The organism is Halorubrum kocurii JCM 14978 (assembly GCF_000337355.1).
Lineage (GTDB): Archaea > Halobacteriota > Halobacteria > Halobacteriales > Haloferacaceae > Halorubrum > Halorubrum kocurii.
Genome location: NZ_AOJH01000040.1, coordinates 34,720 through 60,437, shown reverse-complemented (window position 1 = coordinate 60,437; position 25,718 = coordinate 34,720). Strand labels below are relative to the sequence as shown.

The following is a 25,718-nucleotide window of genomic DNA, read 5'->3' as shown; positions in this document are numbered from 1 at the left end:
GAGTCAGAACTGCACGTCAGTCTCGGCGAACTCCTCGGGGGCGACCACGCGGTCCTCGAGATCTTGGATCTGGAAGAGCGGAGCGAGCGCGTTCTCGTTCTCACCGTTGTCGGCGAAGGTGATCGGCGGCATCGCCGCGATGTGGTTCTCGACGGTGATCCCGCCGAGCGCGTCGTTGATGTCCTCGGGGTCGGCCGAGCCGGCCTCCTCGATCGCCGCGATGATGACTTCGGTGGCCGCGTAGGTCATCGCGACGTTCGCGTCGAACCCGGAGTCGAACTCCGACTCGAAGCGCGAGCGGACCTCTGCGGCGCGGTCGGAGGTGGGGTCGAGCGCGAAGTTGGTCGCGAACCCACCCTCGACGGTGTCGCCCATCTCTTCGAGCGCACTGATGTCGTTCATCGCCGCGTTCGAACAGCCCGTCAGGTAGTCCGGCCGGTAGTCCTGGTTATCCATCGCGTTGACGAGCTCGATCGTCCCCGACCGGTAGGTGGTCGCGATCACCGCGTCGGGGTCCGCGTCTCGGAGCGACGTGACCTGCGTGTCTGCGGTGTCGCCCGGCTCGTAGGCGGTCTCGGCGACGATCTCGATGTCGTTGGCCGGGAGCTCCTCCCGGAGGGCGTCGCGGATCGACTGGCCGAAGCTGATGTCGATGTAGAACAGCCCCGCGGTCTCGATCTCCTCGCCGGCGTCCCGGATCGACTCGGCGAGGAGCCGGGCGTGGTCGATCGCCATCTGGTCCGCCGGCGGCTGGGGCCGGTACGCGTAGTTCAGCTCCGTCTCTTGGAGGATCGAGTTGGCCACCGACACCGAGATGACGAACGGCACGCCCGCGCTCTCCGCGGTCCGGGTCGCCGCGCTCGTCACCGGCGAGGAGTAGCAGCCGGTCAGCACGCTCGCGCCCTCGTCGATGAGCTCCTGGGCGACTTCGCCGCCGAGCTCCTGTGCGCCCTCGTTGTCCCCGCTGACGACGCTGAGCTCCGCGCCGTCGAGGGACTCGACCCCGCCCGACTCGTTCTTCAGCATCGCAGCCAGTTTGACCGCCTGGTCCATCCGCTCGCCGGTGTTGCTGAGCGCGCCGCTCAGCGGGTGGTTGGATCCGATGATCACCTCGTCCGGTGCGTCACCGCCGTCGCTCCCGTCAGAGCCGTCAGAGCCGTCGGAGCCGTCGCTTCCATCGCCCCCGTCGGAGCCGTCGCCGCCGTCGCCGGTACTGCTACAGCCGGCCAGCGCACCGGCGACCCCGGCCGCGCCGCTGTACTTGACAAACGACCGTCTACTGACACTATCTGCGGGATTGTCTCCCATACACGTCTTGTGTGTGACGGGTGCACATATAGTTTGTTACGGAAAATTGTGATCGCTAGCGCGGATCGTGACAGGCGGTCGAGATCGGTGGGAGAAACAGTCAGTCGAGACCGGAGCGATCCGGCGGTGCGGTCGAGACCGAGACGAGAGCAGTCGGGCGGTTCAGTCGAGACCGAGGTACAGCTCGACTAGGTCGTCTTCGTCGGTCAGGTCGTCCGGGGTCCCCTCGAACTGGAGCTGGCCCTGCGCCAGGATGTAGACGTAGTCGGCGATCCGCAGCGCCTCGCGGACGTTCTGCTCGATGAGGACCACCTGCGCGCCGCTCTCGACGAGGCGCCGCGTCATCTCGAACACCTGATCGATGAGGGAGGGAGCCAGGCCGCTCGACGGCTCGTCGAGGAGGTACACCTCCGCGCCGGTCATCATCGCGCGCCCGTAGCTGAGCATCATCTGCTGGCCGCCCGACAGCGACTGAGCTCGATCGTCCAGCTTGCCCTCGAGCTCCGGGAACGACGACAGCACCTCATCGAACCGCTCCTCGCGGACCGCCCCGTCGCCCACGGTGTAGCCGCCGAGGAGGAGGTTCTCGCGGACGGTGAGGTTGCCGAAGATCCCGCCGTCCTGCGGGAGCATCGTCACGCCGCGGTGGACGTTCTCGGCCGGCCGGTTGCCGGTCACGTCGACGCCGCGGTGCGTGACCTGCCCCTCCCACGCCGGGACGACCCCGGCGAGCGTCTTCAAAAGCGTCGACTTCCCCGACCCGTTCGGCCCGAAGACGCAGGTCACGCCGTCCCGGCTCTCCACCGAGACGCCGTCGACGACCCGGTGGTTCCCGTAGCCGCTGACGAGGTCCTCGCCGACGAGCCACGGCTCCCCGTCGGGCTCCGCCCCGACTCCGGAGAGCGCGGACGCGGCGCTCGACGCGGTGGCCGCCGCCGCTGACCCGGCGGCCTCGCCGCCGGCCGGGATCGCTCCGCCGCCGGCGGCCGGCGTCGGTTCCGTCGACGCGTCCTCGGCCGCGGGCTCGGCGTCGGCGGTCGCCCCGGTGTCGGCCGCGGCCCCCTCCGAGGGGGACTCGGTCGACTCCTCGCCGATGAGCGTCTCCAGCGACGCGTCGTGTTCGGCCGCGCCGCCGAGGTACGCGTCGCGCACGCGCTCGTCGCCCGTCACCGACTCGAAGTCGCCCTCGACGAGGACCTGTCCCTGATTGAACACGGTGACGCGGTCGCAGACGTCCGCGATGACGCGCATGTCGTGTTCGATGATCACGAACGTCGTGCCGCGGTCGTTGAGGGTCTCCAGGTGGTCGAGCAGCCGGTTCCGAAGCGAGGGGTTGACCCCCGCCGTGGGCTCGTCGAGCATCACGCAGGCCGGTTCGAGCATCAGGATGCGGCCGAGTTCGAGCAGCTTCTCCTGCCCGCCGGAGACCCCGCCGGCCTCCTGGTCGGCGACGTGGTCGATCTCGAGGAGTTCGAGCAGCTCGTCGGCGCGGGCGCGCTTCTCCTCGGGGACCCGAACGCCGGAGCGGAGCCCCCCGGTGAACACGGCGAGCATGTTCTCTTTGACCGTGAGGTCCTCGAACGGCGACGGGATCTGGAAGGTCCGCGCGAGCCCGCGCCGGGCGATCTCGTCGGGCTTCCATCCGGTCACGTCCTCCCCGTCGAACCGGACGGTGCCCCCGTCGGGGCGGTAGAAGCCGGTGACGGTGTTGAAGAACGTCGACTTCCCGGAGCCGTTCGGCCCCATAATGCCGTGGATCGTGTCCTCCTCGACAGTCACGGAGAGCTTGTCGTTTGCGACGAGGGAGCCGAACCGCTTGGTCAGCCCCTCGGTCTCTAAGATCGGGCGAGTCACACCCGAACGTCACCGCACGTGCGAATAAACGTTTTCCTGCCTGTCAGTGACACCCTCGCGTGTCCGTTTCGGTAGCCGCGGCGTGTCCGTTTCGGTAGCCGCGGCGTGTCCGTTTCGGTAGCCGCCGTGTGCCCGTTTCGGTAGCCGCGGCGTCTGGTGGGGGCGTTTACATCACAGATCGAATTTAAAAATCGTCCGTCAAACGGCGTCGCTCGCCGGCCGCGTCACTCCACCGTGGCTCGGCCGCCGTCGACGAGGACCGTCTCGCCCGTGACGAACGAGGCGCCGTCGCCCGCGAGGAAGGTGACCACGCTCGCGACCTCCGTCGGGTCTCCAAGTCGGTGGAGCGCCGCGAGTTCTCGGAACCGCTCGCGCGCCGCGTCGTCCTCTGCGTACGGCTCGGTCATCGGGGTCTCGATGAACCCGGGCGCGACGGCGTTCGCCCGGACCCCGTCCTCGCCCAGTTCGGCGGCGAGCGCGCGGGTCAGCCCCTCGAGCCCGGCCTTCGTCGAGGCGTAGCCGGCGCGCTCGGCGGCCCCGATCTGGCCGTAGATCGACGAGACGTTGACGACCGCGCCGCCGGTCTCTCGGAGGTGCGGCGCGGCCGCGCGGGCGATCCGGAACGGCGCGGTGAGGTTGACCGCCACCGATCGCTCCCACGGCTCGCCGTCGTGGCTCGCGAGGGGCTCCCGGGCGACGATCCCGGCCACGTTGACGACCGCGTCGACGCGTCCGGTGGCGGCCGCGCGCTCGACCAGCGCCTCGACCGCCGCGGGGTCGGTCACGTCGGCCGCGACCGGCTCGAACGCTCCCGGGAGGTCCGCGCAGGCCGCGGCGGTCTCCGACTGGTCGAGCCGGTCGCCGCCGACCACCATCGCACCGCGCTCGGCGAAGCGGACCGCGCAGGCGCGGCCGATCCCCCGGGCCGTCCCGGTGATCAGCGCGGTCTCGCCGGCGAACGACGGGTCCGGGCCCGCCCGCTCGTCGGTCATCTCACTCACCGAGCGAGCCGGCGGCGTGCAGACCCGCGAGCCGGCCGAACCCCATGGCGGTCGTCAGGCCGTTCCCGGAGAGGTAGCCGTCGGCCCCGTGACCGCTGATGCCCGTCGCGGTGCCGCCCCCGGCGTAGAGCCCGGCGACGGTCGACCCGTCCTCGCGGAGCACCCGTGCGTGCTCGTCGACGACGAGCCCGCCCTGCGTGTGGAACAGCGAGCCGGTCACCTCGGTCCCGTAGAACGGCGGCGAGAGGACGTTCCGCCCGTCCATCCGTCCCACCTCGTCCGGCTCGCCAGCCTCGACGGCGGCGTTGTACGACTCGACCGCGTCCCGGGTCGCCTCCGGGTCGCAGCCGAGCTCCGCGGCGAGCTCCGCGACGGTGTCGGCGCTGGTGTACGAGCCGAGCTCGATCGCCCGGTCGAAGTCGTCGAACTCGCCTTTGAGGCGTTTGAAGATGCGCTCGTCGAAGATCTCGTAGGCGACGCCGTCCGGCTGGCGGACCACGTCGACCGCGAACTCCGAGTACCCCTTCGACTCGTTCCCGAAGCGCTCGCCGTCGGCGTTGACGAGGACCCCGCCGTTCATCACGACGGCGTACGTCGACAGCGCGCCGGTCCCGCTGACGACGGTCGCGTGGCCTTGGAAGGCGTCCATCGACGCGAGCGCGCCGCCGAGCTCCGCGCCCCACCGGATCCCGTCGCCGGTGTTGCCGTCCGAGCCGTAGTAGAGCGCGTCGGCGATGTCGTCCTCGCAGTGGGCGCGGACCATCTCCCGGTTCCCCGCGAAGCCGTCGGTGGCGAGGATCACCGCCTCCGCGCGGATTGCCTCCTCGCGGACCGCCCCGGCGACGACGCCCTCGACCGCCCCGTCCTTCGCGACCAGCTTCGTCACCGGGGTGTTCGTCAGCAGCTCCGCGTTCGCCCGCGCCTCGATCCGGTCGCGCATCTCGGCGACGAGGTGTTCGCCGTTCCGCCCCGGCGGCGCGTGCATCCGGTACTCGGCGTGTTTGGGGTATTTGAAGTCGTCCACGAGGTGCAGCGACAGGTCCCAGTCGTCGACGAGCCAGTGGACCAGATCGACGCTGTGCTCGCAGAGGTGCTGGACCAGCTCCGCGTCGGCCTCGTGGCCGTTCTTCTCCAAGATGTCCCGCGCCATGTCCGCCGGCCCCTCCTCGATCCCCGCCTCGCGTTGGAAGCGGGTGCCGGCCGCCGGGATCATCCCCGTCGACAGCGCGGCGTTACCGCCGACTTCGTCGCTCTTCTCCAGAAGGGTGACGGTCAGGTCCTCGTTCTCGCAGGCCGCGAGCGTCGCCGTGAGCCCGCACCCGCCGGCCCCCGCGACCAGCACGTCGGTCTCCACGTCGAACTCGACCTCGTCGGCTGAGACGACCTCCGCGCTCGCGTCGTCTAGCGTCCGCCGCTGCGGCTCCACATCAAGTGATCCCATAACACGAGTCAAGAAACCGGTTTTCGTAAAGTTACCGGTCGGCGGGGTGTCGCCGTTCGTGTGCCAACACTGAGTTCCCCCGAGTCCGCGCCGCTGGCGACTCCTCGCGCGTGCGACCGCCGATCGGCGTCTCGACAGTCGGCAGTCCGATTTATATCTCTTCGGGTGCGTACGACTATCATGGCACGAACGCCACGCGAGACGGTCGAGGAGTTCTTCGAGCGGATGGGTGACCCGGACGGGCGGGAGACTGTCGGCGAGCTGTTCGCCGCCGACGCCGTGATCACGGTTCCGGGAGCGCGGTTCGAGGGGCCTGACGCGGCGGCGTCGTTCCTCGCGTTCCTCGAACCGCGATACGAGCGCGCGGGCAAGTCGTTCGGCCGGTGGACCGTCGACGGCGACCGGGTCGTCAGTCAGGGGACCCTCCACGGCGTCGACAACGACGGCGAGCGCTTCGAGGGCGTGCGGTACGTCGACGTCTACGAGGTCCGCGAGGGCGCGATCCGCCGGCTGGACGTGTACAACGATCTCGCGGTCGAGGGGGTGGTCGAGGCGTGAGCGACGCGAAAGAGGCGAGCGACGGGGAGGCGACCGACCGCGTCGGCGTCCTCTTCGCGCTGCGCGACGAGCCGGCCCTCGTCGCCCGCGCGGAGCAGCTGGGGTACGAGAGCGCGTGGGCCGCGGAGGGACAGGGGAAGTCGGCGTTCGGCAAGCTGGAGCGGTGGGCGGTCCACACGGAGCAAATCGGGCTCGCGACCGGGATCGTCAACGTGTTCTCGCGGACGCCGGCCGCGATCGCGCAGGCGGTCGCGACGCTCGACGCGCACTCCGGCGGGCGGGCGATCCTCGGGCTCGGCGTCGCCCACCCGGGCGTCGTCGAGGGGTTCCACGGCGCCGAGTTCGAGCGTCCCCTGCCGCGGATGGCCGAGTACATCCGACTGGTCCGCCGGTACCTCCGAGGCGACCCGGAGGGGTTCGACGGGGAGTTCTTCTCGCCGTCGCGGACCGCGTTCTGGGAGGCGTTCGAGCCCGAGCGCGCGTCGATACCGATTTACAACGGCGCGCTGGGCCCCGGAAACGTCCGCCTGACGGGCCAGTTCGCGGACGGCTGGGTGCCGAACCTCTACCCGGACTCGCAGTTCGAAGAGGCGCTGGGGTGGCTCGCGGACGGCGCGGCCCGCGGCGACAGAGAGCCCGAGTCGATCGACGTGGCGATGTACGTGCTGACCGCGGTCGACGAGGACCCGGAGCGCGCGCGTCGGGCTGCGGCCGAACACGTCGCCTACTACCTGCGCGACATCCCGGGGTACTACGACCGCGCCGCGGTGGAGGCGGGGTTCGAGGAGGTCGTCGAGGCGGTCCGGGAGGCGCCCTCGACCGAGGTCGGCGCGGAGCACGTCGCCGACGGGCTCCTCGACCACCTCGCGGTCGTCGGAACTCCCGAAGACGCGCGGGCGCAGCTCGATCACCTCCGGGAGCTCGGCGTCGACCTCCCGATCGTCCGCGCCCCCGCCGGGAGCGACAGGGAGTGGGTGGAGCGGACGCTGGAGGCGTTCGCGCCGTCGAAATGAGGTGTCTCATCGCCTCGGCGGGGCGGTCGCGGCGTCGCGGTGGAACGGTACGTCACGACGGTTCACCCCCACCCACAGAATTATGCGACTGCTCGTCGTACTGGCAGCCGTTATCATGACCAAGCGTATCTGGGAGGACCTGCTCACCGAACGGGATAAGCAGGTCATCTCGGCGGCCGGTTACGACAAGGAGGGAGCGTCCTCGTGGGAGTCCCGCGGCATGGGGACGAACCCGATGGTCCTCGTCATCGACATGCAGCGGCTCGTCGTCGGCGAGGACGAGCCCATCCTCGACGCGGTCGAGGAGTATCGCACCGCGATGGGCGAGATCGCGTGGGACGCGATCGACCACATCGGGCCCTTCCTCGAGTTCGCCCGGGACCACGAGGTCCCGGTCACGTACACGCGGGTCGTCCCGTCGAGCTACGACGACCCGGACCACGAGGACCTCGACATCGTCGACGCCGTCGCGCCGAGCGAGGGCGAGACGGTGATCGACAAGTCGTACGCCTCCGCCTTCTACGGGACCGACCTGCTCTCGCGGCTGGTCCGCGGCGGCCACGACTCCGTGATCATCGTCGGCAACTCCACGAGCGGGTGCGTCCGCGCGACCGCGATCGACGCCCAGCAGAACGGATTCAACGTCGTGTTGCCACAGGAGTGCGTGTTCGACCGCATCGAGGCGAGCCACAAGGTCGCCCTGATGGACCTGTGGATGAAGTACGCCGAGGTGCTCGAGCGCGACGAGGTGGAGTCGTGGGTGGAGGGGATCGACGAATGATCCGGAGCGAACCGGCGGAGGGCGCGCGATGACACACGACCTCGTCATTGCGAACGGCACCGTCGTTACCCCCGAACTCGGCGCTTTTAACGCCGACGTGGCCGCCGACGGCGACGAGATCGCCGCGATCGCGAGCCCGGGGACGCTCTCCGGCGACCGCGTGATCGACGCCGAGGGGAAGCACGTCCTCCCCGGCGCGATCGACCCGCACACCCACCACGGGATCTACCGCGGACTGGAGGCCGACGCCGAGACGGAGTCGCGCTCCGACCTCGTCGGCGGCGTCACGACCATCGGGAACTACTTCCGGCGGGGCGGCTCCTACGAGGAGATCATGGACGGCTACTTCGCCGAGGCGGAGCCGAACTACTACCACGACTACTTCTTCTCGCTGGGGCTGCTCTCGTTCGAGCACATCGAGGAGATCCCCTACATCGTCGAGGAGCTGGGGATTACGTCGTTCAAGTGGTACAAGAACTACAAGGACGTCGCGCCCGAGAAGTTCGGCACCGACTCGGAGATGCACGACGACTGGGCGGACGCGTTCATCCAGGCGCTCGCCGCGCAGGACGCGCCCACGACGCTCGGTCACCACTCCGAGAACATGGAGATCACGAGCGCGCTCGGCGACAACCCGTACCTCGACTCTGCGGTCGACGAGGACCAGGAGTACCGCGGCTACGACGTGTTGGTCGACCAGTTCCCGGACTACGCGGAGACGCAGAGCATGACCGCGAGCGGCTCGCTGGCCCGGCAACACGGCTACGACGACAGCTTCTACGCGGTCCACGTCTCGGCCGGGCGGACCGCGGACGAGCTGGCGATGCTCCACGACGCGGGCTGGGAGATCACCGGGGAGACCTGCACCCACTACCTGGCGCTGACCGCGGAGGAGTGCGACGAGCGGCACAACGTGAACCCGCCGGTGCGGTCGAAAGCGGACCAAGAGACGCTGTGGAAGCGGGTCGCCGACGGCACGATCTCCTGTATCGGCACGGACCACTGCGCGAACCTGCGCGACGACAAGGTCGGCGAGGACGTGCCCGACAGCCTCCCCGGCTTCCCCTCGTCGGCGACGATGCTCCCGCTGATCCTCTCGGAGGGGGTTCACGAGGGGCGTATCTCGCTGGAGCGCGCGGTCGAGGTGACGTCGACGAACACCGCGAAAGCGTTCAATATATATCCGAAGAAGGGTTCGATTCAGGTCGGAACCGACGCGGACCTGACGGTCGTCGACCTCGACGAGACGAAGACGGTGACCCCGGAGCTGCTCCGCAGCGGCGCGGACTACTCCCCGTACGAGGGGCGCGAGGTGACCGGGTGGCCGACGCACACGGTCGTCCGCGGCCAGGTCGCCTACGAGGACGGCGAGGTCGTCGGCGAGCGCGGGTTCGGGACCCACATCGACCGCCCGATCTGATCGACATCGATCGCCCGATCTGCCCGCGGCGACCGCCCGATCTGCCCGCGGCAACCGGAGGCGAACGCCCGCGTGCAGCCCACGCGGGGACGAGAGACAACGCGGACCCAACCATGACAGGACATCCCACTCGAACGGCGACGGACCGAACAGCACGCACCGCCCACGGCGGTGCGGAGACACTCGCGAGGCGCGCATGAGCCGCGACGAGGCTGCCGACGGCGTGCCGGCCGACGACGGGCAGGCCGACGGCGGCTCCCACGGCGACGACTCCCCCGCCGGCCCGCTCGACGGCGTGACAGTGGTCGAGGCGGGATCCATGATCTCGATCGGGACGGTCGGCCGCCTGCTCGCGGACTTCGGCGCCGACGTGATCAAGGTGGAACACCCGGCGACCGGCGATCACCTGCGCCACTTCGGCCCACAGAAGGAGGGGGTCGGGCTCTGGTGGAAGTACCTCGGTCGCAACAAGCGGTCGGTGACGCTCGACATCTCCACCGAAGAGGGGAAAGTCGTCTTCGAGGACCTGGTCGCCGAGGCCGACGCGCTCATCGAGAACTTCCGTCCGGGAACCCTCGAACGATGGGGACTCGGCTACGACCACCTCTCCGATCGCAACCCCGGGCTCGTGATGCTCCGGCTGAGCGGGTTCGGGCAGACGGGGCCGTACAGCGACCGGCCCGGGTTCGGCACGCTCGCGGAGGCGATGTCGGGGTTCGCGTTCCTCAACGGCTACCCCGACCGGGAGCCGCTGCTGCCGCCGACCGGGCTGGCCGACGGGATCGCGGCGATGTTCTCCACGATGGCGGTCGCGTTCGCGCTGTACAGCCGCGACGCGAACGGCGGGACCGGCCAGTATATCGACACGAGCCTCATCGAGCCGATCTTCTCGCTCATCGGGCCCCAGCCGCTCCGCTACCAGCAGCTCGACGAGATCGAGGAGCGGTCGGGGAACCGCTCGACGTCGTCCGCGCCGCGCAACGTCTACCGGACGGGCGACGGGCGGGCGGTCGCCATCTCGGCGAGCGCCCAGCCGATCGCGATGCGGGTGTTCGACGCGATCGAGCGCCCGGATTTAAAAGACGACCCGCGCTTCGCGGACAACGAGAAGCGGTTGGAGAACGTCGAGGAGCTCGACGCGATCATTCAAGAGTGGATGGACGACCACACCCGCGAGGAGGTCATCGACCGCTTCGAGGAGTACGAGGCGACGATCGCACCGATCTACAACGTCGCGGACATCCTCGACGACGAGCATTACCGGGCCCGCGACGCGGTAGTGGAGGTCCCGGACGACCAGCTCGGCGCCGGCGCGGTCCAGAACACCGTGCCGCGCTTCTCGGAGACGCCGGGGGAGATATCGCACCTCGGGCCGCGGCTCGGCGCGCACAACGAGGAGGTGTACGGCGAGCGCCTCTCGTACGACGAGGAGACGCTCGCGGAGCTCGACTCGGAGGGCGTGATATGATCGAGTACCCCGCGGACGTGACCCTCGTGGAGATGTTACCGCGCGACGGGTTCCAGCGCCTCGACGAGTTCGTCCCGACCGACGAGAAGGTCGAGATCATCGACGCCCTCTCCGAGACCGGGGTCGACGAGATCGAGATCACCTCCTTCACCCACCCGAAGGCGGTGCCCACGCTCCGGGACGCGGACGAGGTCGCGCAGCGCATCGAGCGGCACGACGACGTGACGTACCGCGCACTAGTGCCGAACGCGGTCGGGATGGAGCGCGCGATCGACGCCGGCGTCGACAAGGTGAACGCCCTGGTGACCGTGAGCGAGACGTACAGCGAGCACAACCAGAACATGACGGTCGAGGAGATTCTCGAGGGAGTCGAGGAGATCGTCGAGATGGCCGAGGGGACGGGCATCGAGGTCGAGGCGGGGATGGGAACGAGCTTCTACTGCCCGTACGAGGGGAAGATCCCCGCGGAGGACACGCTGGCGGTCGTCGACCGCGTCGTCGACGCCGGCGTCGACGAGGTGACGCTCGCGACGACGATGGGGCTCGCCGACCCGGTCGAGATCGAGGAGATGTACACGGCGGTGTTCGACCGGCACCCGGACCTGGACGCGGGGTTACACCTCCACGACACGAACGGGATGAGCCTCGCGAACACCCTCGTCGCATTGCAGTGCGGCGTCGACCGGCTCGACGCGTCGCACTGCGGGCTCGGCGGGGGCGTCGTCCTGCCGGACGGGCTCTCCGGCGTCGGCAACACGCCGACCGAGGACCTCGTCCAACTGCTGAGTAGAATGGGTCTCGAAACGAACGCGGACTTCGAGCGCGTCGAGTCGGTCGCTCACGAGGTCGCCGACCGACTCGACCTGGGGGCGACGAGCCACGTCCTGATGGGCGGGACCGTCGACCGCGTGTTAGCGACCGTCGCGGAGGACAACGCATGACCGGAAAAACCATATCGGAAAAGCTGCTGTCGGAGAAATCGGGAGACGACGTACGGGCCGGCGACTACGTAGAGGCCGCGGTCGACGTGATGATGACCCACGACGTGACGGGGCCGCTGACGTTCGAGGTCTTCGAGGACGTGACGGGCGACGACCCGGAGCTCGTCGACCCGGACAACACCGTGATCACGATCGACCACCACGCCCCGGCCGACGGCGTCAAGGCCGCGAACAACCACAACATCGTCCGGGAGTTCGCGGACGAGTACGGCGCCCAGCAGTACGACGTGGGCGACGGCATCTGCCACCAGGTGCTCGTCGAGGAGGGGTTCGTCTCTCCCGGCGACCTGGTGATCGGCGCGGACTCGCACTCGACCACCTTCGGCGGCGTCGGCGGCTTCGGCACCGGCGTCGGCTCCACCGACCTCGGGACGACGCTCGCGACCGGCGAGCTGTGGTTCCGGGTGCCGGAGACGCTCCGGTTCGAGGTCGAGGGCGACCTCCCCGACGGGGTGTACGCGAAGGACCTCATCCTGAAGTTCATCGGCGACGTGGGGTTCGACGGCTGCACGTACAAGACGGCCGAGTACGGCGGCTCCGCGGTCGAGGCGCTGCCGATCCACGAGCGGCTCGTCCTCTCGAACATGGCGATCGAGATGGGCGGGAAGGCCGGCATCGTCGCGCCCGACGAGCGGACCGTCGACTTCCTCGAGGCGCAGACCGGGGAGCGCCCCGCAATCCCGGCGTACACGCAGCCGGACGACGACGCCGACTACGAGGCGGTCCACACCTATCAGGCCGAGTCGCTCTCGCCGCAGGTGTCGACGCCGTCGAACCCGGAGAACGCGGTCCCCGTCGACGAGGTCGTCGGCACGGAGATCGACCAGCTGTTCGTCGGGACGTGCACGAACGGGCGGTACGAGGACATCCGGATCGTCGCGGACGTCATCGAGGGCGAGCGGCTCGCCCCCGGCACGCGGATGGTCGTCGTCCCGGCCTCGCGGTCGGTGTACAAGCAGATGATGGACACCGGCGTCATGGAGACGTTCGTCGACGCGGGCGCGATCGTCCAGAGCGCCGGCTGCGGCTCCTGCTTCGGGACCCACCAGGGCGTGCTGGGCGACGGCGACGTCTGTCTCGCCACGGCGAACCGCAACTTCCCGGGCCGCGAGGGCTCGATGGAGAGCGAGGTGTACCTCGCCAGTCCCGCCACCGTGGGCGTGTCGGCGCTGTACGGCGAGATCACGGACCCGCGCGAGGTCGAGCTGAACCGCTACGACGACTACGTCCTCGAGGGGGTGGGCGCGTGACCGACGCCGACGCGGGCCGCGACATCGACACGACCGAGCCCGGTCGGGCGTGGACGTTCGGCGACGACATCGACACCGACCAGATCATCCCGTCGCGGTTCCTCGTCTCCAGCGACCCGGCGGAGCTCGGCGAGCACGCCTTCAACGACCTCCGCCCGGAGTTCGCGCCGAACGTCGCGGACGGCGACTTCGTCGTGGGCGGGCACAACTTCGGGAGCGGTTCCTCCCGCGAACACGCCCCCATCTCGCTCCTCGGCGCGGGGATCGACGGGATCGTCGCGCAGTCGTTCGCCCGGATCTTCTTCCGGAACGGGATCAACCTCGGGCTCCCCGTGCTGATCTGCCCGGACGCCGACCGGATCGACGACGGCGACGAGATCAGCCTCCGGCTCGACGAGGGCGCCGTCGTCAACCACACCGCCGACGAGCGGTACGACGCGGACCCGCTCCCGGAGTTCCTGCAGAATCTCGTCGACCGCGGCGGGCTCGAACCGTACACGCGCGCGAAGCTCGGCACCGAGTAGGCGGTCGAATCGGGGGAGACGGCCGGTGAGGGTGAGTCGGTCGGAGGGCGAGTCGACCGGTGAGGGGGAGACGCGGACGACGACGCACGGCGAGCCCACGACGCACGGCGAGCCCACGGCGCACAGCGGTCCGGGATCGCGGCAGCGAGGTCGGTTCACCCGCGGACACCACGGGATATTTAAATAACTGAAATATGATATGAAGTGAGTAATATACGTTATCTTATTATAAGTATCGCGGCCGAGTGCGTCTGGCGACTCGAAGCGGTGTTCGTCGATATCGTCACCGTTATCTTCGGCTTTTGGACGGACGCATGGAGTTAATACGTTTTTTAGGTCGTTCTCTACCGGGAACGAGCGGTCGGTTGCGGTCGGACGAACGCCCCGACCGGGGCATCGGTTTCGGAACCGTTCGACGACCGAGACCGCAGTACTGCGACGCTTCGTCGCGGGTTCTCTCGGTCCCGGTGCGATCGGGGGCTGTTCGCCGATCGGGATCGCAGAGAGCGTTCGACCGCCAGTTCTATCAGATTAGAATATACTACTGAATATCGAGATAAATGAATCGACGGGCGTCGGTCGAGAGGGGTCATGCGCGGCCGGTCACTGGGGTCCGGTTCGCTCCGACCGCCTCGACGACCCGTCTGTGACACACCGCCATTCCCGTCTGCGGCACGGTACCACTCGCCAGTACCGTTATTTGCCCGCGGAGCGTACGTCTCGGTGGTGTTGTACACATGACAGGAAACCAGATACTGATGATCGTCGGCGATTTCGGTGAAGACTACGAGATCATGGTCCCGTTCCAGGCGCTCCAGGCGGTCGGCCACGAGGTCCACGCCGTCTGTCCGGAGAGGGAGGGCGGAGAGACCGTCAAGACCGCGGTCCACGACTTCCGGGGCGACCAGACGTACCTGGAAACCCGCGGTCACGACTTCGAGCTCACCCACGGGTTCGACGACGTCGACCCGGCCGACTACGACGCGCTGGTCGTCCCCGGCGGGCGCGCGCCCGAGTACCTTCGGGGGTACGAGGAGGTGCTCGACGCGGTCCGCCACTTCTTCGAGGCGGACAAGCCGGTCGCGTCGATCTGTCACGGCCCGCAGATCCTCGCCGCGGCGGGCGTCCTCGGCGGCTACGAGCTCACCGCCTACCCCGCCGTCAGGCCCGAGGTCGAGGCCGCGGGCTGCTCGTGGGTCGACGGGGTGACCACCGACGGGAACCTCGTCACTGGGCAGGCGTGGCCGGACCACCCCGAGTGGATCGCGGCGTTCCTCGACCTGCTCGGGACCGAGATCGACCACGGCGCGCCCGCCGCGACCGCGGACTGACCCCCGCCGTGGCGTCTTTCGAATGACCGGACCGCGAGCCGTCGCCGTCAACGTCGCCGCCAACACCAACGAGCCGGGCTTCCGGGGACCGGTGTTCCCCGACGGCTCGTTCGCGTACGTGCCGATCCCCGAGTCGGCGCCGACGCTCACGCGCGACCGGTTCCCGGTCGACGAGCCGCTCCCGACGTACGGCGACCTCGACCTCCCCTTTTCGCTGCCGACCGCCCTCCGCGAGGTTCCGGTCCACGCGGACCCCGAGTTCCCCGGCGTCCACGGGCGCGACAGCGCGACGTACGGCGACCCGCACGGCGTGAAGGCCGGCCGGATCGCCGGCCTCGAACCGGGCGACTGGCTGTTCTTCTACGCGACGCTGTCGCTCCGCCCGCACGGCTGGGGCGGGCCGGGCGAAGACGGCGGGCGCGACGGGACCGGGGACGGGCCCCGACCGGACGACGACCTCGCGCCCGACTGGGGCGCGTACCTGTTCGCGGGGATCCGGGTCGATCGCCTCCTCGCAGTCGGCGACGGGAGCGAGGGCCGCACCGTCGACCGCGCCGCGGCGGCCGACCTCGCGCCGACGAACGCCCACCTGAAGCGGGACCCCTTCGACGCGCGGGTCGTGGTCGCGGGCGACCCGGCCGCGTCCGGGGTGTTCGAGCGCGTCGTGCCCCTGAGCGCGCCGGACGCGGGGGCGGACGCGAACCGGCTCGTCACCGAGCTCTCGAGCGACTCGGGGCGAGGGCCGTGGTGGCGGCGACCCATGGCGTTCGACGCCGGCGAGACGGCGACGCTGCTCGACCGCATCGAGTGGTCGTGACGCCGGAGGGTGCGTCGGCCGACCGGCGGAGCGCCGGCGGTCGCACGTCGATTTATGTGCCATGCCACCGTGTGTACAGACATGACGGACGACGACGGCGACACGGCGGAATCGGTGACCGGCACGGGCGGCGCGCCCTCGCGACTCGGCCGCGTCCTGCTCGGGGTCGGCCTCGCCGCGCAGGCCTCGGAGGACTTCCGCGACATGGACGACACGATCGAGTACGCGGAGTCGGCGGGAGTGCCGGCGCCCGACCTCGCAGCCCCGTTCGCGTCCGGGATGATGGTCGTCGCGGGCGTCGGTATCGCGCTCTGGCGGTTCCCCCGGGTCGCGACCGGCGCGGCCGTCGCCTTCCTGACGGTGGTGACCGCGACGATGCACGACTTCTGGAACGCCGACGAGGACGACAAGAGCGGCGAGCGGCTCGCGTTCTTCGGCAACCTCGCGATGTTGGGCGGGGCGCTCGTCTTCCTGCGCGAGGCGTTCAACTGAAGGCCCATTGTGTCACATTAGTTATTTTATAACGAATAGCGCTCCCGGCGGGCGTTAGCGCATGCAACTCGGTAACAGGATCCGCCGGAATCCGCGTCTCCTACTGAAAGCGGTCCGAGACGCTCCGGCGACCCTCGTCGAACTGAATCGACTCTACCACACGAGACGGTCCGACCGGGACTACAACCAGAACGGGATCGACGTGTTCGAGCAGGACTGGGACAACCTCGTCATTCTCGACGCCTGTCGATACGACTACTTCGCTGAGTCGACAGAGTTTGAGGGTCCCGTCGAGCGTCGGGTGTCGCGGGGGGCCGCCAGCCGGGAGTTCATTACGGGGAACTTCTCGAACCGCGCGCTTCACGACGTCGTTTACGTCTCGGGGAACCGGTGGTTCTTAGAGCTCAGGGAGTTCATCAACGCCGAAGTCCACGCGTATCGGGACGTCGAGCGCGACTTTTACGTCAGCCGTCTCGACGGTGACAAACGCGACGTGGGGTACGTTCCGCACCCGGAGACGGTGTTGGACTCGGCGGTGGAAGCGGCCGAGGAGTTCCCCGAGAAACGCCTCATCATCCATCTGATGCAGCCCCACAAGCCGTATCTGGGGCCGAAAAGCGACCGGTTCACGTACGACGGCGGACTTCGGTCGACGATGGCGGCGAGCGGCGCCGACATCGAAACGCTCCGAGAGGCCTACCGAGACACTCTCGAAATCACGCTCGATCTCGTGGAGTCAACGCTGGACGCTCTCGACGGACGCACGGTGATCACGTCCGACCACGGAGAGCTGCTCGGCGAACGCCTCCGTCCGATCCCCGTGCGGTGGTACGGTCACAGAGAGGGCGTGTACGTCCCCGAACTCGTCGAGGTGCCGTGGCAGGTCGTGAAGGAGGGACCGAGACGGGAGATCAGCGCCGACCCGCCCGAGCGGATGCCCGAAGTGGACGAGGAGACGGTGGAGGACACCCTCCGTACGCTCGGGTACGTCCCGTAGCCCGGCCGAGATACCCACCGTGGTCACCGGTCGGCGGACAGCGACCGACGGCGGTTCCGACGAGGCCGTCCACTCACAGGTCGCCCGCGTCCAGCGGGTCCTCGAGCTGCCCCATCACCGCCTCCATGGCGTCGGTCGCGGTGATCAGTCCGGCGATCTCGCCGTCCTCGACGACGAGCGCGAGCTCCTGTGACTCCGTCTGGAACTGATCGAAGGCGTCGCTGACGCTCGTTCCCGCCGATATCGTCATCGGCGGGGCCGCGAGGTCCGCGAACGTCGTCTCCCCCCGCCGGAGCGCCTCGAAGTTGGAGACGATCGAGGGGGCGTAAACGATCCCCTCGAAGTCGGTCGCCCCGTCGCCCACGAGCGGGAAGCGGCTGTGCGGGGTGTCGCGGATCCGGTCGAGGTTCTCCTCGACCGACGCCGCCGTCGACAGCGAGACGATCTCGTCGGCCGGGGTCAGGACCTCCCGCACGGCGAGCTCGTCGACGTCGAGCGCGTTGAGGACCTCCTCGCGACGCTCTTCGGGGAGGTCGACCTCCTCCATCATCGACCCGAGACGGGTCCGGAGCTGCGCGCGGGTCTCCAACACCTCCCCTTCGGCCTCGGTCCACGACCCGGTCATCTCGACGCCGAACAGCCGGAGCGTCGCCTTCGCGACCCAGTCGCCGAACTTGATCAGCGGCGAGATGAGCCACGCGAACCAGTACAGCGGCCGGGCGCCGTACTGGGCGACCTGCTTCGAGCGCTCGACGCCGAGGTACGTCGGGGTCTGCTCGCCGTGCGTGAGGTGGACCATGTTGATGATGAAAAAGCCCAACAGCGAGCCCGCGCCGGCGGACGCGAACGTCGTATTCTCGAAGAGCGGCGCGAACAGCGCTGCGAGCCCCGGCTCCGCGACGATACCGAGCGCGATGCTGGTCCCTGAGATCCACACCTGACAGGTCGTCAGGTAGAACTCCAGGTCGTCCGTCATCTCCCAGGCGCGCCGCAGCCCGGGCGTGTCCATCTCCGATTCGGGATACTGACGGAGCCGCGTCAGCCCGAACTCGATCGCCACGAAGTACGCGTTGATCAGGATGAGGGCAACGCCGGCCGCCACGCGGAGGCCGATCTCGCCGGGGGGCATCGCCGTCACGAGCGGGATCATCGTTCTCACCGTTCCGACGCACACTTAAAAATGGTCGAGCACGCGGGACGACGCGGAAGCGGACGGGTCCCCGGGGCGCTAGTCGTAGTCCTCGTAGGTCGGCAGCCCGTCCTCGGGCGGGAACTCCTCGACCGGCACGGTGGTCTCGTCGCCGCTCGCCATGTCCTTCACCGTGTACTCGCCGTTCTCTAAGTCGCGCTCGCCGACGACCACGACGGTCTCAGCGTTGATCGAGTCGGCGTAGCCGAGCTGGGCGCCGAACGACCGGTCGGAGACGTCCCCCTCGACGACCACGTCGTCGCCGAGCGCGCGGAGGTCGCGGGCGAGCGCGGCCGCCTCGCTACGCGTGTCGCCGACGGAGAGCACGTAGTAGTCCGTCGTCAGCTCCTCGTCGGGCCAGACGCCGGCGCGCTGACAGAGGAGCTTAAGGGTGGCGTGGCCGGGGGCGACGCCGACCGCGGGGGTGGGCTGGCCGCCGAAGCTCTCGATCAGGTCGTCGTAGCGCCCGCCGCCGAAGACGGAGCGAGACACCTCGCCGGTGGAGTCGAAGCACTCGAAGACGACGCCGGTGTAGTAGTCGAGCCCGCGGGCGGTCGTGAGCGAGACCTCGCAGAACTCGCCCGCGCCGAAGTCGTCCGCGGCGGCGAGCACGTTCCGGAGGTTCTCGACCGCCGCCTCGACCGACTCGTCCCCGGCCTCGGCCACGGCGTCGAGGTCGTCGACGGTCTCGACGCCCGTGATCAGGTCGTCGAACTCGCGAGCGGTCGCGCGGTCGAGCCCGGCGTCGGAGAGGAGTCCGAAGTACTCCCCGTCGTCGACCTTCGCGCGCTTGTCGACCGCGCGGATCGCGGCCGCGGTGTCGACCGCCTCGGTGTCGTCGGCGAGCGAGCGGACGAGGCCGCCGAGGATGTCGCGGTGGGAGACGCGGAACTCGAAGTCGTCGCCGGTGAGGCCTAGAGCCGTGAGCGCGTCGGCGGCGACCGCGAGCACCTCGGCGTCGGCCTCGGGCGCCGAGGAGCCGAACACGTCGATGTTCGTCTGATAGAACTCGCGGAAGCGGCCCTGCTGGACCTGCTCGTAGCGCCAGAACGGGCGCGTGGACATCCACTTGATCGGCTTCGACAGCTCCTGGCCCTTCGCGACCACCATCCGGGCGACGGTCGGCGTGAGCTCCGGGGTCATCGAGACGCCGCGACCGCCCTTGTCCTCGAAGGCGTACAGCTCCTCGACGATCTCCTCGCCGGACTTGTCGACGTACATCTCCGTCCGCTCTAAGGCGGGGGTGGCGATCTCGCGGAAGCCGTACCGGCTCGCGGCGTCCTCGATCGCGTCCGTCACCTCGCGGCGGGCCGACTGCTCGCCGGGGTAGAAGTCGCGGAATCCCTTGAGGCCGTCGTACATGCACGTCGGTTCGGCGAGCGCCCGCTTGAAAGCATCCTTTCGGGGCCGGCTCCGGCGGGAGGGGGGCCGGCTGGCGAGCCCCCTCGGCGAGCCCAGTCTCGTTTAGTCGCTCCCAGTCCCGCCTAGTCGCGCTGGTACTCCTTCTGGAAGCCGCGGAACTCCGTCCGGTGGGCCTCCTCGTCGGAGAGGAGCGTCACGGCGAGGTCCTCGGTGACCGGGTCGCCCGCCTCCTCGGCGGCGTCGATCAGGTCGCGGTACGTCGCGATCGCGCCCTCCTCGGCGTCGAGCACGCCGTTGATGACCGAGAGCACGTCGGTCGAGTCCTCGGGCGGCTGCAGGGAGTCCTGCCTCGCCGTGAACTCGGCCGACCCCGGCGGTCGCGCGTCGAGCTGTTTGAGCCGCTGTCCGAGCTGTTCGGCGTGGCCGAGCTCCTCTTGGACGTCCTGTTTGAGGCTCTCTTTGATCTCCTCGGCGCGGACGCCGTCGAGGACGATGGCGTTCGTCTGGTAGTTCATCACGGTCTCGATCTCGTCGGCGTACGCCGCTCGGAGCAGCTCGACTACTCGTTCAGATGACATACCTGGTGCTACGAGCGCGGGACCGAAAGTCGTTCCGGCGCTCCCAACCGGTGAGAACGTGTCGGTTGCGGACGGGTCGACGCGCGGGTCGGTCAGTCGTTCCGACCGTGGACGTACGTCTGGTCGTGGTCCGGGAACACTTCGTTGACCGTTCCCTCGCCGTGCGCGTCGGCGATGAGGGTCCGGAGCTCGTCCTCGTAGTCGGCCTTGGGGACCTCCTCGCTCGGCCCCTGTTGGACGTCGAACGTCTCCTCGACGAGCCGGTCGACGGCGTGGCGACCGAACCCGGAGAGCGGGGAGATGTAGTCGATTCCGTGGCGGTCCTCCAGGCTCTGCGCCTGGGCTCGCGACACGGTGGGGACCCGGTCGTCGCGCCGCGTGCCGTCGGCGATGGCGTCGACCGCGCGGCTCGCGATCGTCTCGAGGGCGTGTTCGTGGACGCGCTGGATCCCGTTACGCGGGTAGCCGTCGCCGATCATCGTCTCGGCCGCCTCCTCGGCGACCTCGCGGTCGAGGTCGACGCGCTCGAACGGGAAGCCGAGCTCCGCGGCCGCGCGCTCGGCGTGTTTCCAGTCGTCGGTGAGCCCGAAGCTGCCGGTGACGCAGCGCACGTCGTAGAACCGGTCGAGCAGGTGGGCGGCGAGCGAGGAGTCTTTCCCCCCGCTGTACAGCAGCGCGAGCTCCATCTATCGCCGCCGGATGTCGAAGCTCTGCTGGTCGGGCTGGAGTTCTTTCAGGAGGTCGCGCATCTGCTCTTCGTCGATCTGTCCCTGGATGCGGCCGCTCTGCGCGAGCGCCGCGACCTGCTGTTTCACCTTGTCGCCGAACTCCGGCTTCGACATCGCGACCGCGTTGAGCCGCTGGCGCGCGCCGTCCGTGAGGTACTGCTTGAGCACGGCCTCCTGTTGGGCCTCGGCGCGCTCCTGCGCCTGCTGTTGGGCCTCCGCGTCGGCGCCGCCGCCCTGTTCGCGCTCGCGGAGCTCCTGCATCTTCTTCTCTCGCAGCTCTTCGAGCCGTTCGTCGTCGGGGTTCTCGCTCATACGCACCCGTTCTCGGTCCGCGCGAAAAACGATTTCGGAGGATCGGGCCCCGAGCCGGCCCCGGCGGCCACGAACGAGGCCGGTCCGCGCCGCTTAAACGCCTCCTCGGCGTAGCCGCCGGTAATGAGCGAGTCGCGGGAGTTCTGTCCCCGGTGTGGCGACGCCGTCCCGGAGCGGCGCGAGCCGCTTCCCGGCGACCCCGGCGGGCGGGACGCGCTGCTGTGTGACGACTGCTACTTCGAGGACTTCGAGCTGGTCGACGCGCCCGACCGGATCGAGGTGCTGGTCTGCTCCGGCTGCGGCGCGGTCCGCCGCGGCGAGTCGTGGCGGGACGTGGGCGCGCGGGACTACACCGACGTCGCCGTCGACGAGGTCGCGGAGGCGCTCGGAGTCCACGTCGACGCCGAAGACGTGGAGTGGGGCGTCGAGCCCGAGCAGGTCGACGAGAACACGGTCCGGATGCACTGCCGCTTCTCGGGGGTCGTTCGCGGGACGCTCCGCTCGGCGGAAGTGACGGTCCCGGTCAAGATCTCGCGCGGGACCTGCGACCGCTGCGGGCGGATCGCCGGCGGCTACTACGCCGGGATCGTGCAGGTGCGCGCGGACGAGCGCGACCTGACGCCCGCTGAGCGCGCCGAGGCGCTCGACATCGCCGAGACGTACGTCGCCGACCAGGAGGCCGGCGGCGACCGCGAGGCGTTCATCACGGAGGTGAAAGAGACCGACGACGGCCCGGACATCAAGCTCTCTTCGAACCGGCTCGCGCAGAACGTCGCGACGCGGATCACGGAGGAGATCGGCGGGAGCTTCGAGTCGTACCCGACGCTCGTCACCGAGGACGGCGACGGCAACGAGGTGTACCGGGTGACGTTCGCAGTCCGGCTCCCGCGCTACGCCGAGGGCGAGATAATCGACCCCGAGGACGGCGACGGCCCCGTGCTCGTCACGAGCGTCGCCGGTCGGCTCCGCGGCGTCCGCCTCGCCACGGGCGCGGCGTACACCTCGGAGTTCGAGGAGGCGGAGGCCCCCGACGCGACACGGCTCGGGGATCGCGACGACGCCGAAGCGACCACCGTGGTGACCGTGGAAGACGAGAACGCGATCCAGGTGCTCGACCCGGTCACATACGAGGCGAAGACGGTACCGAACCCCGACTTCGTCGACGGCGACGCCGACTCGGTGCTCGCCTTCGAGCACAGCGGCGAGGTCCACCTCGTCCCCGAGGAGTAGGTCGGCGGCGTCTCTCACCGACTTAAGAGATCGGCGCTGTCGGAATCCGTAGCGCGTGAGGCGTTTCGCTCCGGAGACGGTTCATACGGGAACAGCAGCGATCGAGAGCGGGAGTGAGTGTTGCAGATTGGGAGTCGGATGCGATATTTAAAAAGAGGCACGCGATAGCGACGATCCTTTATATAAGATGTGCGTCGGGCGCGCCCCGGTGAGCGGCTCTTTGGGCCGCTCACCGACGGTGCGAGGGATTCGGTCGCCCGAAGCGGAGCGGAGGGCGACCGACGAGGCTGGGGAGGCATGAGGCGCTGTGCGGTTGCGGTCGGGTGGGACTCAAAGGGGCAGTCGCGGCGGCGGGCGCAGGGGACGCAAGGACCACAGGGAGTGAGCGAAGCGAACGACCGAGGACCGCAGCGAGCGTGCGCCCGCCGCCGCGACTGGGGCTTTGGAGGCAGTCACCACAGTGTCGTCGATCACGAAGCACCGTTCAGCGACCAGCCGTTTCGGACGAACATACGTCTGAAGCACAGGAATTCAACAGCGCCGAGCGATCGAAATCCGCAGTCTGGCGCGTCGGTGTCGTTCAGTCGGCGTGGACGGGCTGCTCCTCGCCGAGCGCGGCGGCGCGCTCCGACTCGGTCACCTCGATCCCGCGGCGTTCCAACTGCTCGACGAACTCCGCCTCGCTGAGGCCGGCCTGCGCGGCCGCCTGGGAGAGCGTCAGCGTTCGCGCACCGTACAGCGTCAGCGCGGTCGACAGCCCCTTCGTTGCCATACCTACGATAGTGCCGTGAAGGTTTATGAAGGTTACTAATTGACTGAGGTCCCTGATACACCTTATACGATATATATTGACGATCGATCAGTCCGTGGTAGTTTAATGCATTCCAGCTGGCTCCACGATCGGTTGGCGGCGCCGATCGGCGCCGACCCGCGCCCGCAGGAGTTATCAGGTTCTGCGGTCGTAACCGAAGTATGGACAGACAACAGCTGTTCGCGCTGTTCTTCGCGTTCCTCATGGTCAGTTCCATGGCCGCGTGGGGCGTCTCGCTCTTATAGCCGCCGAACGGATCGGCCCGACGACCGCGGGCCGGACCGAGGGCCGGTACCGTTTCCGACCCTCCCCGTCGACGATCCCTAGCCGTCGCCCCAGACGTCGGAGAGCGGGTGGTCCTCCCGGCGCTCCGCGTCCGACTCCGAGCGCGTGCGCGTCGTTCCGTCCCCGTCGCTCGTCCCTCCGGACGCGCGGGATCCGTTCGATCGGCCCGAGCGCGGGCTGCCGCCTCCGCTCCCACCGGTCCCGCCCGAGCCGCCTCCGCCGACGGCGCCGCTGTTCCCGCGACGGGCCGCCCGCGAGGGCCCGCTCGGCTCGGCGTCGATCCCGGCGAGCGCGGCGCCGGGGTCGAAGTCGGGCAGCGCCGGCGTCGTCATCGCGTCGATCTGGTCGCGGAACCAGGGCGGGGTGTCCGCCTCCGCGCGGTCGAACAGGTCGAGGAGGGAGTCGTCGGCGAGGTACGTCGCGCCGTGGTCGTCGGGCGCGCGGACGACCCGGCCGCAGGCCTGAATCACGGTCCGGAGCGCGGTCCGGTGGTACCACGCCCACTGGTCGTCGGCGAGGCGGCGGGCGACCCGCGAGTCGTTGGTGTTGCGGTACGGCGCCTTACACACCACCTGCCAGCGGCACAGGTCGCCCTTCAGGTCGAGCGCCTCCTCCATCTTCACCGAGACGAACACCTCCGGGTCGTCGCTCGCCTTCCACGCCGACAGCTCCGCGTCCCGGTTCGCGCGGTCGTGGCGCCGGACGCGCGCGGCGACGCCGAACTCCCCGAGCAGCTCCGTGAGCCGGCCGGCGATGTCGTACGAGTGCGCGTGGATGAGTCCCTTCTCGTCGGGGTGTTCGGCCATCAGCCGGACGATCAGGCGGGCGATCTTCGGCACCGTCTCGTCGCGGTGTTCGTAGGTCATCGACCCCTGCGTCACGTCGTACAACCGGCGGTTCGAGAGCGGGAACGTGTGCTCGACGTCGACGAGGGCGACCGTCTCCGGGTCGAGACCGACCCCGCGGCAGAACGCCTCCTTCGAGAGGATAGTGGCGGACAGCAGCGCGAATTTGTTCCCGCGGTCCCACACGGTGTGTCGGAGGTAGCGGGCCGGATCGAGGGGTTTGATCGCGAGCGCCGCCCCCTCGCCGTCGGGCTGGTCGACGACCCACGTCGTCGGCGACTCCGGGTCGCGGTAGTCCTCGAGGAACCAGCCGAGTTCGCTGATTAGCTCCTGAAGGCGGTCCCGGCGCGCGACCTCCTCACGGTCGAGCTCGGGCCGCCCGGTCAGCTCGTCTTTCGCCCGTTTGGCGGTGTCCCGGAGCGACGCGGCGAACCGGGCGGTGCGGTCGAGGACGTCCTCCTCGGGGCCGGCGTCGGCCGCCACGTCGGGGACGCCGACCTCGTCCCACACCGGCACGCGGTCGGGCGAAAGCTCGATCGTCGCGTACATCTCCGCCCACTCCGCGAGCCCGTGGGCCTCGTCGATCACGACGACGTCCCGCTTGCGGAACACCTCTGAGCCGGCCGTCCGCATGAAGTACGCCAACGTCATCGCGGCGTGGCGGTTCCCGGAGGCGATGGCGCGGTCGGAGAAGTACGGACACCGATGTTTCACGGAGCAGTCGAACCCCTGCTGGCGGACGCAGGGGGCGCGGTTGACCGGCGTGTCGTGCTCGCCGGGGAGGATGCAGTCGTAGTTCGATTTCCCCCGGATCACCGCCAGGTCGTCGAGCAGGTCGTCGGCCTCCACGTCGTCGATCTGCGACACCTGCGGGGTGGTGTAGTAGGCGCCGGTCGCCTCGCTCGGCGCCGTCTCGTCGACGGTGGCCGACGCGCCCATGATCGACCGCGCGAGGAGGGACTTGCCACTGCCGGTGGGCGCGCGCACCAACACCACGTCGTTGCCGGCGGCGAACGCGTCGCGGATGTCCGCGAGCGCCCGCTCCTGTGCCCCGCGGAAGCTCGGGGCGGGGAACTCGGCGGGGATCCGGTCGGGGTCCACAGAGGTCCCTCGCCCTCTCTC

General features: G+C 69.3%; 24 protein-coding genes. 13 read left to right on the top strand and 11 right to left on the bottom strand.

The features are described from left to right. Positions 1-3 precede the first annotated feature (3 nt). From C468_RS05340 to C468_RS05325, 4 genes are all read right to left on the bottom strand, one after another. On the bottom strand, positions 4-1,308 hold the full coding sequence (locus C468_RS05340) for an ABC transporter substrate-binding protein (RefSeq protein WP_008847854.1): 1,305 nt from the start codon (positions 1,306-1,308) through the stop codon (positions 4-6). Positions 1,309-1,470: 162 nt separating this feature from the next. Next, entirely contained in the window at positions 1,471-3,162 is a 1,692-nt protein-coding gene (locus tag C468_RS05335; RefSeq protein WP_008847853.1) for an ATP-binding cassette domain-containing protein, read from the bottom strand. Between the two features lie 224 nt (positions 3,163-3,386). Further along, positions 3,387-4,154 carry an SDR family NAD(P)-dependent oxidoreductase gene (locus C468_RS05330; RefSeq protein WP_008847852.1) on the bottom strand — a complete coding sequence of 256 codons (768 nt, stop codon included), beginning with the start codon at positions 4,152-4,154 and terminating at the stop codon, positions 3,387-3,389. Position 4,155: 1 nt separating this feature from the next. Then, complete coding sequence (locus C468_RS05325) at positions 4,156-5,604, bottom strand: FAD-dependent oxidoreductase (RefSeq protein ID WP_193788247.1); 1,449 nt, start codon at positions 5,602-5,604, stop codon at positions 4,156-4,158. Positions 5,605-5,784: 180 nt separating this feature from the next. Between C468_RS05325 and C468_RS05320 the strand changes: the two genes are divergently transcribed. From C468_RS05320 to C468_RS05265, 12 genes are all read left to right on the top strand, one after another. Next, positions 5,785-6,162: a nuclear transport factor 2 family protein gene (locus C468_RS05320; protein WP_008847850.1), complete on the top strand. Its 378-nt coding sequence runs from the start codon at positions 5,785-5,787 to the stop codon at positions 6,160-6,162. Beyond that, the gene (locus C468_RS05315) at positions 6,159-7,175 is read left to right on the top strand and encodes an LLM class flavin-dependent oxidoreductase (protein WP_008847849.1); all 1,017 of its coding nucleotides are present in this window, start codon (positions 6,159-6,161) and stop codon (positions 7,173-7,175) included. The genes C468_RS05320 and C468_RS05315 overlap by 4 nt, the downstream gene beginning before the upstream one ends. A 115-nt stretch (positions 7,176-7,290) precedes the next feature. Then, entirely contained in the window at positions 7,291-7,956 is a 666-nt protein-coding gene (locus C468_RS05310) for an isochorismatase family protein (protein ID WP_008847848.1), read from the top strand. Positions 7,957-7,984: 28 nt separating this feature from the next. Further along, positions 7,985-9,376, top strand: a complete 1,392-nt coding sequence (locus C468_RS05305) for a dihydroorotase (RefSeq protein WP_008847847.1) — start codon at positions 7,985-7,987, stop codon at positions 9,374-9,376. A gap of 196 nt (positions 9,377-9,572) precedes the next feature. Continuing rightward, on the top strand, positions 9,573-10,844 hold the full coding sequence (locus C468_RS05300) for a CaiB/BaiF CoA transferase family protein (protein ID WP_008847846.1): 1,272 nt from the start codon (positions 9,573-9,575) through the stop codon (positions 10,842-10,844). Then, on the top strand, positions 10,841-11,785 hold the full coding sequence (locus tag C468_RS05295; protein ID WP_008847845.1) for a hydroxymethylglutaryl-CoA lyase: 945 nt from the start codon (positions 10,841-10,843) through the stop codon (positions 11,783-11,785). The genes C468_RS05300 and C468_RS05295 overlap by 4 nt, the downstream gene beginning before the upstream one ends. Then, on the top strand, positions 11,782-13,095 hold the full coding sequence (locus tag C468_RS05290) for a 3-isopropylmalate dehydratase large subunit (RefSeq protein WP_008847844.1): 1,314 nt from the start codon (positions 11,782-11,784) through the stop codon (positions 13,093-13,095). The genes C468_RS05295 and C468_RS05290 overlap by 4 nt, the downstream gene beginning before the upstream one ends. After that, positions 13,092-13,619 (top strand): 3-isopropylmalate dehydratase small subunit, encoded by a 528-nt coding sequence (locus C468_RS05285; protein ID WP_008847843.1) that lies wholly within the window; start codon positions 13,092-13,094, stop codon positions 13,617-13,619. The genes C468_RS05290 and C468_RS05285 overlap by 4 nt, the downstream gene beginning before the upstream one ends. Positions 13,620-14,356: 737 nt before the next feature. After that, the gene (locus tag C468_RS05280; RefSeq protein ID WP_049912078.1) at positions 14,357-14,950 is read left to right on the top strand and encodes a DJ-1/PfpI family protein; all 594 of its coding nucleotides are present in this window, start codon (positions 14,357-14,359) and stop codon (positions 14,948-14,950) included. A gap of 22 nt (positions 14,951-14,972) precedes the next feature. Then, complete coding sequence (locus C468_RS05275; RefSeq protein ID WP_008847841.1) at positions 14,973-15,767, top strand: Nmad3 family putative nucleotide modification protein; 795 nt, start codon at positions 14,973-14,975, stop codon at positions 15,765-15,767. An 81-nt stretch (positions 15,768-15,848) separates the two neighbouring features. Beyond that, positions 15,849-16,259, top strand: coding sequence for a DoxX family protein (locus C468_RS05270; protein ID WP_008847840.1), 411 nt, complete (start codon positions 15,849-15,851; stop codon positions 16,257-16,259). Positions 16,260-16,320: 61 nt separating this feature from the next. Continuing rightward, entirely contained in the window at positions 16,321-17,256 is a 936-nt protein-coding gene (locus C468_RS05265; RefSeq protein WP_008847839.1) for a hypothetical protein, read from the top strand. Between the two features lie 73 nt (positions 17,257-17,329). Here C468_RS05265 and C468_RS05260 read toward each other — a convergent pair whose 3' ends face one another. The 5 genes from C468_RS05260 to C468_RS05240 all read right to left on the bottom strand — a co-directional run bounded on the left by C468_RS05260 (position 17,330) and on the right by C468_RS05240 (position 21,425). Beyond that, positions 17,330-18,406, bottom strand: coding sequence for a CNNM domain-containing protein (locus C468_RS05260; protein ID WP_008847838.1), 1,077 nt, complete (start codon positions 18,404-18,406; stop codon positions 17,330-17,332). Between the two features lie 78 nt (positions 18,407-18,484). Next, positions 18,485-19,807 carry a histidine--tRNA ligase gene (gene hisS, locus C468_RS05255; RefSeq protein WP_008847837.1) on the bottom strand — a complete coding sequence of 441 codons (1,323 nt, stop codon included), beginning with the start codon at positions 19,805-19,807 and terminating at the stop codon, positions 18,485-18,487. 122 nt (positions 19,808-19,929) lie between these two features. Continuing rightward, positions 19,930-20,385, bottom strand: a complete 456-nt coding sequence (locus C468_RS05250) for a DUF892 family protein (RefSeq protein ID WP_008847836.1) — start codon at positions 20,383-20,385, stop codon at positions 19,930-19,932. A 92-nt stretch (positions 20,386-20,477) separates the two neighbouring features. Continuing rightward, the gene (locus C468_RS05245) at positions 20,478-21,071 is read right to left on the bottom strand and encodes a DUF7411 family protein (protein ID WP_008847835.1); all 594 of its coding nucleotides are present in this window, start codon (positions 21,069-21,071) and stop codon (positions 20,478-20,480) included. Beyond that, complete coding sequence (locus C468_RS05240; protein ID WP_008847834.1) at positions 21,072-21,425, bottom strand: DNA-binding protein; 354 nt, start codon at positions 21,423-21,425, stop codon at positions 21,072-21,074. A gap of 123 nt (positions 21,426-21,548) precedes the next feature. Here C468_RS05240 and C468_RS05235 point away from each other — a divergent pair, with 123 nt between their 5' ends. After that, positions 21,549-22,655, top strand: a complete 1,107-nt coding sequence (locus C468_RS05235; RefSeq protein ID WP_008847833.1) for a 60S ribosomal export protein NMD3 — start codon at positions 21,549-21,551, stop codon at positions 22,653-22,655. A gap of 580 nt (positions 22,656-23,235) precedes the next feature. Here the strand turns inward: C468_RS05235 and C468_RS05230 are convergent. Continuing rightward, on the bottom strand, positions 23,236-23,427 hold the full coding sequence (locus C468_RS05230; RefSeq protein WP_008007542.1) for a UPF0175 family protein: 192 nt from the start codon (positions 23,425-23,427) through the stop codon (positions 23,236-23,238). A 362-nt stretch (positions 23,428-23,789) separates the two neighbouring features. Then, a complete protein-coding gene (locus tag C468_RS05225) occupies positions 23,790-25,697 on the bottom strand; it encodes a helicase C-terminal domain-containing protein (protein WP_008847832.1) in 1,908 nt (635 codons plus the stop codon). Positions 25,698-25,718: the final 21 nt, after the last annotated feature.

Coding starts and splice junctions, on each gene's coding strand:
- C468_RS05340 (WP_008847854.1), bottom strand. CDS start 1,308: ATGGGAGACAATCCCGCAGATAGTGTCAGTAGACGGTCGTTTGTCAAG.
- C468_RS05330 (WP_008847852.1), bottom strand. CDS start 4,154: ATGACCGACGAGCGGGCGGGCCCGGACCCGTCGTTCGCCGGCGAGACC.
- C468_RS05325 (WP_193788247.1), bottom strand. CDS start 5,604: ATGGGATCACTTGATGTGGAGCCGCAGCGGCGGACGCTAGACGACGCG.
- C468_RS05320 (WP_008847850.1), top strand. CDS start 5,785: ATGGCACGAACGCCACGCGAGACGGTCGAGGAGTTCTTCGAGCGGATG.
- C468_RS05310 (WP_008847848.1), top strand. CDS start 7,291: ATGACCAAGCGTATCTGGGAGGACCTGCTCACCGAACGGGATAAGCAG.
- C468_RS05305 (WP_008847847.1), top strand. CDS start 7,985: ATGACACACGACCTCGTCATTGCGAACGGCACCGTCGTTACCCCCGAA.
- C468_RS05300 (WP_008847846.1), top strand. CDS start 9,573: ATGAGCCGCGACGAGGCTGCCGACGGCGTGCCGGCCGACGACGGGCAG.
- C468_RS05295 (WP_008847845.1), top strand. CDS start 10,841: ATGATCGAGTACCCCGCGGACGTGACCCTCGTGGAGATGTTACCGCGC.
- C468_RS05290 (WP_008847844.1), top strand. CDS start 11,782: ATGACCGGAAAAACCATATCGGAAAAGCTGCTGTCGGAGAAATCGGGA.
- C468_RS05280 (WP_049912078.1), top strand. CDS start 14,357: ATGACAGGAAACCAGATACTGATGATCGTCGGCGATTTCGGTGAAGAC.
- C468_RS05275 (WP_008847841.1), top strand. CDS start 14,973: ATGACCGGACCGCGAGCCGTCGCCGTCAACGTCGCCGCCAACACCAAC.
- C468_RS05270 (WP_008847840.1), top strand. CDS start 15,849: ATGACGGACGACGACGGCGACACGGCGGAATCGGTGACCGGCACGGGC.
- C468_RS05265 (WP_008847839.1), top strand. CDS start 16,321: ATGCAACTCGGTAACAGGATCCGCCGGAATCCGCGTCTCCTACTGAAA.
- C468_RS05260 (WP_008847838.1), bottom strand. CDS start 18,406: ATGATCCCGCTCGTGACGGCGATGCCCCCCGGCGAGATCGGCCTCCGC.
- hisS (WP_008847837.1), bottom strand. CDS start 19,807: ATGTACGACGGCCTCAAGGGATTCCGCGACTTCTACCCCGGCGAGCAG.
- C468_RS05250 (WP_008847836.1), bottom strand. CDS start 20,385: ATGTCATCTGAACGAGTAGTCGAGCTGCTCCGAGCGGCGTACGCCGAC.
- C468_RS05245 (WP_008847835.1), bottom strand. CDS start 21,071: ATGGAGCTCGCGCTGCTGTACAGCGGGGGGAAAGACTCCTCGCTCGCC.
- C468_RS05240 (WP_008847834.1), bottom strand. CDS start 21,425: ATGAGCGAGAACCCCGACGACGAACGGCTCGAAGAGCTGCGAGAGAAG.
- C468_RS05235 (WP_008847833.1), top strand. CDS start 21,549: ATGAGCGAGTCGCGGGAGTTCTGTCCCCGGTGTGGCGACGCCGTCCCG.
- C468_RS05230 (WP_008007542.1), bottom strand. CDS start 23,427: ATGGCAACGAAGGGGCTGTCGACCGCGCTGACGCTGTACGGTGCGCGA.